Genomic DNA, 13,444 nt, shown 5'->3' on the forward strand with positions numbered 1-13,444 from the left:
TGACTCCATATAGGCGGCAGGAGCGCGAGCCGGTATCGCGCCAGTTTTTTCGAGAGGAGAAAGGCATGGCTGACGAACAGACCCTGGATACGCAGAATCCCGAAGCGCAGGCAGCGGATGCTGTGGCGCCGAGTGACGATCTGGCTGCTCGCGTGCAAACGCTGGAAGAGCAACTGGCCGCTGCGCAGGATCAGTCGCTGCGCATGGCTGCCGAGCTACAAAACGTGCGTCGCCGCGCAGAGCAGGATGTGGAAAAGGCGCACAAGTTTGCGCTGGAAAAATTTGCCGGCGACCTGCTGCCGGTAATCGACAGCCTGGAGCGTGGCCTGGAGCTGTCCAGCCCTGACGATGTATCGATCAAGGCCGTACGTGAAGGTATGCAGCTGACCCTCAAGTTGTTCCACGACACGCTGGCTCGCTACAACCTGGAAGCCATCGACCCGCACGGCGCGCCGTTCAACCCGGAGCACCACCAGGCCATGGCCATGGAAGAGAGCATTCATGCCGAGCCTAATTCGGTGCTCAAGGTGTTCCAGAAGGGCTATCTGCTCAACGGTCGCCTGCTGCGCCCGGCCATGGTCGTGGTCAGCAAGGCACCAACCACGCCGCCGCCGAGTATCGACGAGCAGGCTTGAAATCAGCTGTAGCGACCCCATTTTTAAGTCAAGCGTTTTAGTGCTGCCGGCGCCTGAGAAGCGAGGCGACGGAAAAATCAAAGTTTCGGGAGAACATTCATGGGCAAAATTATCGGTATCGACCTGGGGACCACCAACTCCTGCGTCTCCATTCTGGAAAACGGCAACGTCAAGGTAATCGAGAACGCCGAAGGCGCTCGTACCACGCCGTCCATCATTGCTTATGCCAATGACGGTGAAATTCTCGTCGGTCAGTCGGCCAAGCGTCAGGCTGTGACCAACCCGCACAACACCCTGTATGCGGTGAAGCGTCTGATCGGTCGTCGTTTCGACGAAGAAGTCGTGCAAAAAGACATTCAGATGGTGCCGTACAAGATCGCCAAGGCGGACAACGGTGACGCCTGGGTCGAAGTGAACGGCCAGAAAATGGCGCCGCCGCAAATCTCGGCTGAAATTCTCAAGAAGATGAAGAAGACCGCCGAAGACTATCTCGGCGAAGCAGTCACCGAGGCGGTGATCACCGTCCCGGCTTACTTCAACGACAGCCAGCGTCAGGCTACCAAGGATGCTGGTCGTATTGCCGGTCTGGACGTCAAGCGCATCATCAACGAGCCGACTGCGGCTGCGCTGGCCTACGGTATGGACAAGGCCAAGGGCGACCACACCGTGATCGTCTATGACCTGGGTGGCGGTACCTTCGACGTGTCGGTGATCGAGATCGCTGAAGTCGATGGCGAGCACCAGTTCGAAGTGCTGGCCACCAACGGCGACACTTTCCTCGGTGGTGAGGACTTCGACATTCGTCTGATCGATTACCTCGTCGACGAATTCAAGAAAGAAACCGGCATGAACCTCAAGGGTGACCCGCTGGCCATGCAGCGCCTGAAGGAAGCCGCCGAGAAAGCCAAGATCGAGCTGTCCTCGAGCCAGCAGACCGACGTCAACCTGCCGTATATCACTGCAGATGCCACCGGTCCGAAGCACCTGAACGTGAAGATCTCCCGCTCCAAGCTCGAATCGCTGGTCGAGGATCTGGTGCAGCGCACCATCGAGCCTTGCCGTATCGCGCTGAAAGATGCTGGTGTCGACGTCGGTTCTATCAACGATGTGATTCTGGTCGGTGGTCAGACCCGCATGCCGCTGGTGCAGAAGCTGGTGACCGAGTTCTTCGGCAAGGAACCGCGCAAGGACGTCAACCCGGATGAAGCCGTCGCCATGGGCGCTGCCATTCAGGGCGCCGTTCTGGCCGGTGACGTCAAGGACGTTCTGCTGCTGGACGTGTCCCCGCTGACCCTGGGTATCGAAACCATGGGCGGCGTGATGACTGCGCTGATCGAGAAGAACACCACCATTCCGACCAAGAAGTCGCAGGTGTTCTCCACTGCCGATGACAACCAGAGCGCCGTGACCATTCACGTGCTGCAGGGTGAGCGCAAGCAGGCCGGCCAGAACAAGTCCCTGGGCAAGTTCGACCTGGCCGAGATTCCGCCGGCTCCGCGTGGCGTGCCGCAGATCGAAGTGACCTTCGATATCGACGCCAACGGCATCCTGCACGTGTCCGCCAAGGACAAGGCCACTGGCAAGCAGCAGTCCATCGTGATCAAGGCCAACTCCGGTCTGTCCGATGAAGAAATCGAGCGCATGGTGCGTGATGCCGAGGCCAACGCCGAGGAAGATCGCAAGTTCGAAGAGCTGGCCACTGCACGCAACCAGGGTGATCAGCTGGTGCACGCCACTCGCAAGATGCTCACCGAAGCAGGCGACAAGGCCACTGCCGACGAGAAGGCGGCCATCGAGAAAGCCATTGGCGAACTGGAAGTGGCTGTGAAAGGCGACGACAAGGAGGCCATCGAAGCCAAGATGAACGCCCTGTCCGAGGCCACCACGCCGCTGGCGCAGAAGATGTATGCCGAGCAGCCGCAGGGTGGTGCCGCCCAGGCTGACGCTGGCGACGCCAAGGATGCCGGTGACGACGTGGTCGACGCTGAGTTCGAAGAGGTCAAGGAGAACAAGTAAGGGATGCTGCCTGCTCGGCAGGCCGCCTCTTCTTTACGCTCCACCGTCGCTCGCGACGGGCAGGATTCGCCGCGCGGGAGCCTTCTCCCGCGTCGGCGTATCTGGAGCTCACGAATCTGAGAGTGCAGCACAACTATGGCAAAACGTGACTATTACGAGATCCTGGGGGTCGAGCGCGGCGCTAGCGAAGCCGAGCTGAAGAAGGCCTATCGGCGCCTGGCGATGAAATATCACCCGGACCGCAACCCGGACGACAAAGACGCCGAAGAGAAATTCAAGGAGGCCAACGAGGCCTACGAAGTACTTTCTGATGCGGCCAAGCGTTCGGCATACGACCAATACGGCCACGCCGGGGTCGACCCGCAAATGGGTGGCGGTGGTGGCGCTGGTTTCGGCGGCGCCAACTTCTCCGATATCTTCGGGGATGTGTTCAGCGACTTCTTCGGCGGTGCTCGCGGCGGTTCGCGTGGCGGTGCCCAGCGCGGCTCGGATCTGCGCTACACCCTTGAGCTGGATCTGGAAGAAGCGGTACGCGGCACCACCGTGACCATCCGCGTGCCGACCCTGGTCGGTTGCAAGACCTGCGATGGCTCGGGTGCCAAGAAGGGTACCAGCCCGGTCACCTGTACCACGTGCGGTGGTATCGGTCAGGTGCGCATGCAGCAGGGTTTCTTCTCCGTGCAGCAGACCTGCCCGCGCTGCCATGGCAGCGGCAAGATGATCACCGACCCATGCGGCAGCTGTCATGGCCAGGGGCGCGTGGAAGAGAGCAAGACCCTGTCGGTCAAAGTGCCGCCAGGTGTCGATACCGGTGACCGCATTCGCCTGTCTGGCGAGGGCGAGGCCGGCACGCATGGCGGCCCGGCCGGTGACCTGTATGTGGTGGTCAACGTCCGTGAGCATGCGATCTTCCAGCGTGATGGCAAGCATCTGTACTGCGAAGTACCGATCAGCTTTGCCGATGCGGCACTGGGTGGCGAGCTGGAAGTGCCGACCCTCGATGGTCGGGTCAAGCTGAAGATCCCGGAAGGTACTCAGACCGGCAAGCTGTTCCGCCTGCGTGGCAAGGGCGTAGCGCCTGTTCGTGGTGGTGCGGCTGGCGATCTGATGTGCCGGGTGGCGGTGGAAACGCCGGTCAACCTGAACAAGCGTCAGCGCGAGCTGCTCGAGGAGTTCCGCAAGTCGCTGCAGGGTGACGATTCCCACTCGCCCAAGGCCAGTGGCTGGTTCGAAGGCGTGAAGCGCTTCTTCGGCGACGTTTAATCGCAACGCGCCCCGGTGATGTCGGGGCGACAGCTTGGAGCTGATGTATGCAACGTATTGCAGTGATGGGCGCCGCCGGGCGTATGGGCAAGACCCTGATCGAGGCCGTCAGTCAGGCCGAGGGTGCCAAGCTCAGTGCCGCCATCGACCGTGCTGACAGCAGCCTGATCGGTGCAGATGCTGGTGAACTGGTCGGTCTGGGCAAGATCGGGGTAACCCTGGCGGGCGACCTGAGCGCCGTGATCGATGATTTCGACGTGCTGATCGACTTCACTCACCCGTCGGTGACGCTGAAGAATCTGGAAGTCTGCCGTCAGGCGGGCAAGGCCATGGTCATCGGCACCACGGGCTTCACGCCAGAAGAGAAACAGCAGCTCAGCGAAGCTGCCAGGCAGATCCCTATCGTTTTCGCCGCCAACTTCAGCGTCGGAGTCAACCTGTGCCTGAAGTTGCTCGATACTGCAGCTCGCGTATTGGGTGATGACGTGGATATCGAGATCATCGAAGCCCACCATCGGCACAAGGTCGATGCACCGTCCGGTACCGCACTGCGCATGGGCGAAGTGGTTGCCAATGCACTGGGGCGTGATCTGCAGAAGGTCGCCGTCTACGGCCGTGAAGGTCAGACCGGTGCGCGTGAGCGTGAAACCATTGGCTTCGCCACCGTGCGTGCCGGTGACGTGGTGGGTGACCACACCGTGCTGTTCGCCGCCGATGGCGAGCGTGTCGAGATCACGCACAAGGCCTCCAGCCGCATGACTTTCGCCAAGGGCGCAGTGCGTTCTGCGCTGTGGCTGCAGCAGCGTTCGCCGGCGCTTTACGACATGCAGGACGTGTTGGGCCTGCGTTGATGCGAATGTGTGACTGAGGCGTCTTATCGGGTGGACCGAAAAAGGGTTTTCCTGTAAGCTTCCTGTTTTAGTGTGTCCACTAAAAGTTACGCAGAATGGCTCAAATAAAAAAGCGGGATGACCTTCACACGTCATCCCGCTTTTTTACAACCTGCGTTTGCTTCAAGCCTTGATCGAGACGGAGGTCTTCTTGACTAAGCCAGCCCCCAAACCTGCCATTTTGGCCCTTGCTGACGGCAGCATTTTTCGCGGCGATTCCATCGGGGCCGATGGCCAGACGATTGGAGAGGTGGTGTTCAACACCGCCATGACCGGCTATCAGGAAATCCTTACCGATCCATCCTATGCCCAGCAGATCGTTACCCTGACTTACCCGCACATCGGCAACACCGGCACCACGCCGGAAGATGCCGAGTCCAACCGCGTATGGGCCGCTGGCCTGATCATTCGTGACCTGCCGCTGATCTCCAGCAACTGGCGCAACAAGCAGCCGTTGGACGAGTACCTGAAAGCCAACGGCACCGTCGCCATCGCCGGTATCGATACTCGCCGCCTGACTCGCATCCTGCGCGAAAAAGGTTCGCAGAACGGCTGCATTCTGGTCGGTGACGACGCCAACGAAGAGAAAGCACTGGAGCTGGCGCGCAGCTTCCCGGGCCTCAAGGGCATGGACCTGGCCAAGGTGGTTAGCTGCACCGAGCGCTACGAGTGGCGCGAAAGCACCTGGAATCTGAAGGACGACAGCCATCCGGAAATTCCGGCCAGCGAACTGCCTTATCACGTGGTCGCCTACGACTACGGCGTGAAGCTGAACATCCTGCGCATGCTGGTCGAGCGTGGCTGCCGCCTGACCGTGGTGCCGGCGCAAACTCCGGCCAGCGACGTGCTGGCGCTCAATCCTGATGGCGTGTTCCTGTCTAACGGCCCTGGCGATCCCGAGCCTTGCGACTACGCGATCCAGGCGATCAAGGACGTGCTGGAAACCGATATCCCGGTATTCGGCATCTGCCTCGGCCACCAGCTGCTGGCCCTGGCCTCCGGCGCCAAGACCCTGAAAATGGGCCATGGCCACCACGGTGCCAACCACCCGGTACAGGATCTCGACAGCGGCGTGGTGATGATCACCAGCCAGAACCACGGTTTTGCCGTGGACGAAAGCAGCCTGCCGAGCAACGTCCGGCCGATCCACAAGTCGCTGTTCGACGGCACCCTGCAGGGCATCGAGCGTACCGACAAGGACGCCTTCAGCTTCCAGGGTCACCCCGAGGCGAGCCCCGGCCCGCACGACGTGGCGCCACTGTTCGACCGCTTCATCGAAGCCATGGCCAAGCGCCGTTAAGCCCCGCCGACTGACCCAAGGATTCGAGTAACCGCTATGCCAAAACGTACAGATATCAAAAGCATCCTGATTCTCGGCGCCGGCCCCATCGTCATCGGCCAGGCCTGTGAGTTCGACTACTCCGGCGCTCAGGCCTGCAAGGCGCTGAAGGAAGAAGGGTTTCGCGTCATTCTGGTGAACTCCAACCCGGCCACCATCATGACCGACCCGTCGATGGCCGACGCCACCTACATCGAGCCGATCAAGTGGGCCACCGTGGCCAAGATCATCGAGAAGGAGCGCCCGGACGCGCTGCTGCCGACCATGGGTGGCCAGACCGCACTGAACTGCGCGCTGGACCTGGAGCGTCACGGCGTGCTGGAAAAATTCGGCGTCGAGATGATCGGTGCCAATGCCGACACCATCGACAAGGCTGAAGACCGTTCGCGCTTCGACAAGGCGATGAAAGACATCGGCCTGGCCTGCCCGGTATCCGGCATTGCCCACAGCATGGAAGACGCTTACGGCGTCCTCGAGAAAGTCGGCTTCCCGTGCATCATTCGTCCGTCCTTCACCATGGGCGGCACCGGTGGTGGCATCGCCTACAACCGTGAAGAGTTTGAGGAAATCTGCGCCCGCGGTCTCGACCTGTCGCCGACCAGCGAGCTGCTGATCGACGAGTCGCTGATCGGCTGGAAGGAATACGAGATGGAGGTGGTCCGTGACAAGAAGGACAACTGCATCATCGTCTGCTCCATCGAGAACTTCGATCCGATGGGCGTGCACACCGGTGACTCGATCACCGTTGCCCCTGCTCAGACGCTGACCGACAAGGAATACCAGATCCTGCGTAACGCCTCGCTGGCGGTACTGCGTGAGATCGGCGTGGAAACCGGTGGCTCCAACGTGCAGTTCGGCATCTGCCCGAACACCGGCCGCATGGTCGTGATCGAAATGAACCCGCGTGTATCGCGCAGCTCGGCGCTGGCCTCCAAGGCCACCGGCTTCCCGATCGCCAAGATCGCCGCCAAGCTGGCTGTCGGTTACACCCTCGACGAGTTGAGCAACGACATCACTGGCGGTCGTACACCGGCGTCGTTCGAGCCGGCCATCGACTATGTGGTAACCAAGGTTCCGCGCTTCGCCTTCGAGAAATTCCCGAAAGCCGACGCCCGCCTGACCACTCAGATGAAGTCCGTGGGCGAAGTCATGGCCATCGGCCGTACCTTCCAAGAGTCCATGCAGAAAGCCCTGCGCGGCCTGGAAGTCGGCGTTGCCGGCTTCGATCCGAAGCTCGACCTGAACGACCCGGAGGCTGAAAGCACTCTGCGTCGCGAGCTGACCGTGCCCAGCGCCGACCGTATCTGGTACGTGGCTGATGCCTTCCGCGCCGGCAAGACCGTCGCCGAAGTGTTCGAGCTGACCCGTATCGACGAGTGGTTCCTGGTGCAGATCGAAGATCTGATCAAGGACGAGGCCACCGTGGAGACCCTGGGTCTGTCGGCCATCGACCGCGACCTGATGTTCAAGCTCAAGCGCAAGGGCTTCTCCGATGCGCGCCTGGCCAAGCTGCTGGGTGTTTCCGAGAAGAGCCTGCGTGCTCATCGCCACAAGCTGAAAGTGCTGCCGGTGTACAAGCGTGTGGACACCTGCGCCGCCGAGTTCGCCACCGACACCGCCTACATGTACTCGACCTACGAGGAAGAGTGCGAAGCCAATCCGTCGAGCCGCGAGAAGATCATGATTCTCGGTGGTGGCCCCAACCGTATCGGCCAAGGCATCGAGTTCGACTACTGCTGCGTGCACGCTGCGCTGGCCATGCGTGAAGACGGTTACGAGACCATCATGGTCAACTGCAACCCGGAAACCGTCTCCACCGACTACGACACCTCCGACCGCCTGTACTTCGAGCCAGTGACCCTGGAAGACGTGCTGGAAATCGTCCGTGTCGAGCAGCCGAAAGGCGTCATCGTCCAGTACGGCGGCCAGACCCCGCTGAAGATTTGCCGCGCCCTGGAAGAAGCGGGCGTACCGATCATCGGCACCAGCCCTGAGGCCATCGACCGCGCCGAAGACCGCGAGCGCTTCCAGCAGATGGTGCAGCGCCTGAACCTGCGTCAGCCGGCCAACGCCACTGCGCGCAGCGAAGATGAAGCCCTGGCTCTGTCGAAGAGCATCGGTTACCCGATGGTGGTGCGTCCGTCCTACGTGCTGGGCGGCCGGGCGATGGAAATCGTCTACCAGGAAGAAGAGCTCAAGCGCTACATGCGCGAAGCGGTGAAGGTCTCCAACGACAGCCCGGTGCTGCTCGATCGCTTCCTCAACTGCGCCATTGAGGTGGACGTGGATGCGGTGTGCGACGGCGAGACCGTGGTGATCGGTGCGATCATGCAGCACATCGAACAGGCTGGCGTGCACTCCGGTGACTCCGCTTGCTCGTTGCCGCCGTACTCGCTGCCGATGCACATCCAGGACGAGATCCGCGAGCAGGTCAAGAAAATGGCCCTGGAGCTCGGCGTGGTCGGTCTGATGAACGTACAGATGGCCGTGCAGGGCGAGGACATCTACGTCATCGAAGTGAACCCGCGCGCCTCGCGTACCGTGCCGTTCGTCTCCAAGTGCGTCGGCGCATCGCTGGCCAAGGTGGCTGCTCGCGTCATGGCCGGCAAGAGCCTGGCCGAGGCCGGTTACAGCGAGGAAATCATCCCGCCGTTCTTCAGCGTCAAGGAAGCGGTGTTCCCCTTCGCCAAGTTCCCGGGTGTCGACCCTATCCTCGGTCCAGAGATGAAGTCCACCGGTGAAGTCATGGGGGTCGGTGACACCTTCGGCGAAGCCTTCGCCAAGGCCCAGTTGGGCGCCAGCGAAATTCTGCCGAACTCCGGTTGCGCGTTCATCAGCGTACGTGAGGATGACAAGCCGGAAGCCGTTCAGGTCGCTCGTGACCTGGTCGCGCTGGGCTTCGAGGTGGTTGCTACTGCCGGTACCGCCAAGGTGATCGAGGCTGCCGGCCTGCCGGTACGCCGCGTGAACAAGGTGACCGAAGGCCGTCCGCACGTGGTCGACATGATCAAGAATGATGAAGTCACTCTGATCATCAATACCACCGAGGGGCGTCAGTCCATCGCTGACTCCTACTCGATCCGTCGTAACGCCCTGCAGCACAAGATCTACTGCACCACCACCATCGCGGCGGGGCAGGCGGTCTGTGAAGCGCTCAAATTCGGTCCCGAGAAGACCGTGCGCCGGCTGCAGGATCTGCATGCAGGAATCAAGGCATGAACAAGTACCCCATGACCGTCCAGGGCGCCCGCGCCCTGGAAGAAGAGCTGGCGCACCTGACCAAGGTGGTGCGTCCGAAACTCAGCCAGGACATCGGTGAAGCCCGCGAGCTGGGCGATCTCAAGGAAAACGCCGAATACCATGCCGCGCGCGAGCAGCAGGGTATGGTCGAGGCGCGTGTGCGTGATATCGAAGGCCGTCTGCAGAACGCAGTGATCATCGACGTCACCAGCATCGAGCACACCGGCAAGGTGATCTTCGGCACCACGGTGGAAATCGCCAACGTCGAGACCGACGAAAGCGTGACCTACCAGATCGTTGGTGAAGACGAAGCCGACATCAAGCAGCGCAAGATCTCCGTCGGCTCACCTATCGCTCGTGCCCTGATCGGCAAGAGCGAGGGTGATGTGGTGGCGGTGCAGACCCCCAGCGGCCTGATCGAGTACGAGATTGTCGAAGTCCGTCATATCTAAACCGCAACAACCGTCGCGGGCGGCTGCCATAAGTTGGCAGCTGGCCCAGACCCTCTGGGTTGGCGGTTTGTGGTTGCTGCAATTCGTCATCCTGCCAGCTATCGGTCAGGTTGGCCTGGCGCCGCTGCTGGTGCAGGAGATAGCCACGCGGCTGGTGCCGCTACTGGTCGGTCTGACAGCGGTATGCGTTGCGCTGCAGGCTTTTGCCTTGCTGCGCAGTGAGGGTCTGTCGAGTCTGTTGCGGGATATGCGTGGGCAACTGCTGCTGACCGTTGCGGCCATGGCCCTGAGCTACTTTGCTGTGTTGCAGTACTGGCCTGAGGTCGAGTACTGGTTGCGCTTCAGCTATCTGGTGATGGCATTTTGTGGGCTGTTGCTGGTGCTGCAGCCCGTGCCTGGGGCGCCGGTCAGGCGCTAACGACGCGTTCAGGCGCGAATTCATTCGCGATCAGGGCACGCCGTGCTTGCCCGTGATCGCGATGGAAGCGCCTCAACCCTGGTAACGAATGACGTTGGACAGGTTGCGATTCGGCTTGGGGTTCTTGCGATAGAGCAGGGCGACCTTGCCAATCGACTGGACCAGTTCAGCGCGTCCGCTCTCGCACAGGGCTACAATGGCGGCCTGGCGATCCTCGCGTTCGGTGAGGCGCAGCTGTACCTTGATCAGCTCGTGATCGTTCAGGGCGCGGTCCAGCTCGGCCAGTACGCCCTCGGTCAAACCATTGTCAGCCACGATCAATACAGGTTTCAGGTGGTGGCCGATAGATTTGAATTGTTTCTTCTGCTCTTGAGTGAGCGGCATAATCGTTAGTACCTAATTCGGTCTGGAAAACGGCGCCTATCTTACCCGAGCCCGCGCAGTTATTCATGACCCGTTGAGTCAGAGGTTTCAGTGGCACGTTCCAAGACCAGCCAGCGTTGGCTGAAAGAACATTTCGACGATCCTTACGTGAAGATGGCGCAGAAGGACGGCTATCGTTCGCGCGCCAGCTACAAGTTGCTGGAAATCCAGGAGAAGGATCGCATCCTGCGCCCAGGCATGACCGTAGTCGATCTCGGCGCGGCACCGGGCGGTTGGTCGCAGGTCACCAGTCGGGTGATTGGCGACAAAGGGCGGCTGATCGCTTCCGACATTCTGGAGATGGACAGCATCCCTGATGTCACCTTCATTCAGGGTGACTTCACCGATGACGCGGTCTTCGCGCAGATTCTCGAAGCCATCGGCGAAAATCCGGTGGACCTTGTTATTTCTGATATGGCCCCCAATATGAGTGGGGTAAGAACCGCCGATCAGGCGCGCGCCATGTATTTGTGCGAGCTGGCGCTGGATCTGGCCGGGCGTGTATTGCGTCCGGGCGGTGATTTTCTGATCAAGATCTTCCAGGGCGAAGGTTTCGACGCTTATCACAAGCAGGTGCGTGAGACGTTCGACAAGGTGCAGATGCGCAAGCCGCTGTCCTCGCGTGATCGCTCCCGTGAACAATATCTGCTGGCGCGTGGCTTTCGCGGGGTGTGATTGAAACTGGTATCGACCCTGTCGGTCTCAGTGGCAGAAACCTCATAAAGGGTTACAGACGGCGCCTGCGGGACGCGGGCGTTTGGTGTAAGTTAGTCGGTATATCATTGGTCGTCATGGGAAGCCCGCTTCGCCACGAGGCCTGCTTCAGAGGGTAGCTAATTGAACGACATGGCAAAGAATCTGATCCTGTGGCTGATCATCGCGGCGGTGCTGGTTACCGTGATGAACAACTTCTCCAGTCCGAGCGAGCCGCAGACCCTGAGCTACTCGCAATTCATCGAGCAGGTGAAGGAAGGGCGCGTGGAGCGCGTCACCGTCGACGGCTATGTGATCACTGGTAAGCGTACCGATGGCGAAGGCTTCAAGACCATTCGTCCGGCGATCCAGGACGGCGGCCTGATTGGCGACCTGATCGACAACAACGTGGTCATCGAAGGCAAGCAGCCTGAGCAGCAGAGCATCTGGACTCAGTTGCTGGTCGCCAGCTTCCCTATTCTGGTGATCATCGCGGTATTCATGTTCTTCATGCGCCAGATGCAGGGCGGGGCCGGCGGCAAGGGCGGGCCGATGAGCTTTGGTAAGTCCAAGGCGCGCCTGCTTTCCGAGGATCAGGTCAAGACCACCTTTGCTGACGTTGCTGGTTGCGACGAGGCCAAGGAAGAAGTCAGCGAGTTGGTGGAATTCCTCCGCGATCCAGGCAAGTTCCAGCGTCTGGGCGGCCGTATCCCGCGTGGCGTGCTGATGGTCGGCTCGCCGGGTACCGGCAAGACCTTGCTGGCCAAAGCTGTGGCCGGCGAAGCGAAAGTGCCGTTCTTCACCATTTCCGGTTCCGACTTCGTCGAGATGTTCGTGGGTGTGGGTGCTTCCCGCGTTCGCGACATGTTCGATCAGGCCAAGAAGCACGCCCCTTGCATCATCTTCATCGACGAGATCGACGCTGTTGGTCGCCACCGTGGCGCCGGCATGGGCGGCGGTCATGACGAGCGTGAGCAGACTCTCAACCAACTGCTGGTGGAGATGGACGGCTTCGAAATGAACGACGGTATTATCGTCATCGCTGCCACCAACCGTCCGGACGTTCTCGACCCTGCGCTGCTGCGTCCTGGGCGCTTCGACCGTCAGGTGGTCGTTGGCCTGCCTGATATCCGCGGTCGCGAGCAGATTCTGAAAGTGCACATGCGCAAAGTGCCGATGGGCGACGACGTCAATCCGGCGGTCATCGCGCGCGGTACTCCGGGCTTCTCCGGTGCTGATCTGGCCAACCTGGTCAACGAAGCTTCTCTGTTCGCCGCTCGCGCCGGTAAGCGCCTGGTAGAAATGAAGGAGTTCGAGCTGGCCAAGGACAAGATCATGATGGGCGCAGAGCGCAAGACCATGGTCATGTCCGACAAGGAGAAGCTCAATACTGCGTTCCACGAGGCGGGGCACGCCATCGTCGGTCGCCTGGTTCCCGAGCATGATCCTGTCTACAAGGTTTCCATCATTCCGCGTGGGCGTGCCTTGGGTGTGACCATGTTCCTGCCGGAAGAGGATCGTTACAGCCTCAGCAAGCGCGCCTTGATCAGCCAGATCTGCTCGCTGTTCGGTGGCCGTATCGCCGAAGAGATGACCTTGGGCTTCGATGGTGTCACCACTGGCGCTTCGAACGACATCATGCGCGCCACCCAGCTGGCCAAGAACATGGTCACCAAGTGGGGCCTATCCGAGAAGCTGGGCCCGTTGATGTATGCGGAGGAGGAAGGTGAAGTCTTCCTGGGTCGTAGCATGGGCAGCCAGGCCAGCAATGTTTCCGGTGAGACTGCCAAGCAGATCGACGAGGAAGTGCGCCGTATCATCGATGAATGCTACGACACGGCCAAGAAGCTGCTGGTAGAGAACCGTGACAAGCTCGATGCCATGGCCGAAGCGTTGATGAAATATGAAACTATCGACGCTGAGCAGATCGATGACATCATGAATGGTCGCGAGCCCCGTGAGCCGCGCGGCTGGGGTGGTGGTGACGACTCTGGTGCTCCGCAGGCCAAAGTCGACGAGCCAGACCGCTCTGAAAAGCCCATTGGTGGGCCGGCGGCCGAGCACTAAGGTTTCAT

General features: G+C 60.7%; 11 protein-coding genes. 10 read left to right on the top strand and 1 reads right to left on the bottom strand.

Translation table 11 applies throughout. The features are described 5' to 3' along the window. The first annotated feature begins 65 nt into the window (after window positions 1–65). The 8 genes from grpE to CXP40_RS21520 all read left to right on the top strand — a co-directional run bounded on the left by grpE (window position 66) and on the right by CXP40_RS21520 (window position 10,253). Complete coding sequence (gene grpE, locus CXP40_RS21485) at window positions 66–635, top strand: nucleotide exchange factor GrpE (RefSeq protein ID WP_106735377.1); 570 nt, start codon at window positions 66–68, stop codon at window positions 633–635. Window positions 636–734: 99 nt separating this feature from the next. Next, window positions 735–2,651 (top strand): molecular chaperone DnaK, encoded by a 1,917-nt coding sequence (gene dnaK / locus CXP40_RS21490; RefSeq protein ID WP_106735378.1) that lies wholly within the window; start codon window positions 735–737, stop codon window positions 2,649–2,651. A 135-nt stretch (window positions 2,652–2,786) separates the two neighbouring features. Further along, window positions 2,787–3,914: a molecular chaperone DnaJ gene (gene dnaJ, locus CXP40_RS21495; RefSeq protein WP_092377437.1), complete on the top strand. Its 1,128-nt coding sequence runs from the start codon at window positions 2,787–2,789 to the stop codon at window positions 3,912–3,914. Window positions 3,915–3,961: 47 nt separating this feature from the next. Beyond that, the gene (gene dapB, locus CXP40_RS21500; protein WP_106735379.1) at window positions 3,962–4,765 is read left to right on the top strand and encodes a 4-hydroxy-tetrahydrodipicolinate reductase; all 804 of its coding nucleotides are present in this window, start codon (window positions 3,962–3,964) and stop codon (window positions 4,763–4,765) included. A gap of 190 nt (window positions 4,766–4,955) precedes the next feature. After that, window positions 4,956–6,104: a glutamine-hydrolyzing carbamoyl-phosphate synthase small subunit gene (gene carA / locus CXP40_RS21505; RefSeq protein ID WP_106735380.1), complete on the top strand. Its 1,149-nt coding sequence runs from the start codon at window positions 4,956–4,958 to the stop codon at window positions 6,102–6,104. 36 nt (window positions 6,105–6,140) lie between these two features. Then, a complete protein-coding gene (gene carB, locus CXP40_RS21510) occupies window positions 6,141–9,362 on the top strand; it encodes a carbamoyl-phosphate synthase large subunit (RefSeq protein ID WP_106735381.1) in 3,222 nt (1,073 codons plus the stop codon). Further along, complete coding sequence (gene greA, locus CXP40_RS21515) at window positions 9,359–9,835, top strand: transcription elongation factor GreA (RefSeq protein ID WP_099526106.1); 477 nt, start codon at window positions 9,359–9,361, stop codon at window positions 9,833–9,835. The genes carB and greA overlap by 4 nt, the downstream gene beginning before the upstream one ends. Beyond that, window positions 9,813–10,253, top strand: coding sequence for a DUF4149 domain-containing protein (locus tag CXP40_RS21520; protein WP_106735382.1), 441 nt, complete (start codon window positions 9,813–9,815; stop codon window positions 10,251–10,253). The genes greA and CXP40_RS21520 overlap by 23 nt, the downstream gene beginning before the upstream one ends. A 72-nt stretch (window positions 10,254–10,325) precedes the next feature. Here the strand turns inward: CXP40_RS21520 and yhbY are convergent, their stop codons facing one another. Beyond that, window positions 10,326–10,637 carry a ribosome assembly RNA-binding protein YhbY gene (gene yhbY / locus CXP40_RS21525; RefSeq protein ID WP_017675336.1) on the bottom strand — a complete coding sequence of 104 codons (312 nt, stop codon included), beginning with the start codon at window positions 10,635–10,637 and terminating at the stop codon, window positions 10,326–10,328. A 90-nt stretch (window positions 10,638–10,727) separates the two neighbouring features. Between yhbY and rlmE the strand changes: the two genes are divergently transcribed. Both rlmE and ftsH read left to right on the top strand, forming a co-directional pair. Continuing rightward, a complete protein-coding gene (gene rlmE, locus CXP40_RS21530; protein ID WP_099526104.1) occupies window positions 10,728–11,351 on the top strand; it encodes a 23S rRNA (uridine(2552)-2'-O)-methyltransferase RlmE in 624 nt (207 codons plus the stop codon). Window positions 11,352–11,522: 171 nt separating this feature from the next. Beyond that, entirely contained in the window at window positions 11,523–13,436 is a 1,914-nt protein-coding gene (gene ftsH, locus CXP40_RS21535; protein ID WP_106735383.1) for an ATP-dependent zinc metalloprotease FtsH, read from the top strand. Window positions 13,437–13,444 lie beyond the last annotated feature (8 nt).

The sequence above is a fragment of the Pseudomonas sp. YY-1 genome (genome assembly GCF_002843095.1).
Taxonomy (GTDB): Bacteria; Pseudomonadota; Gammaproteobacteria; order Pseudomonadales; family Pseudomonadaceae; genus Aquipseudomonas; species Aquipseudomonas sediminis_A.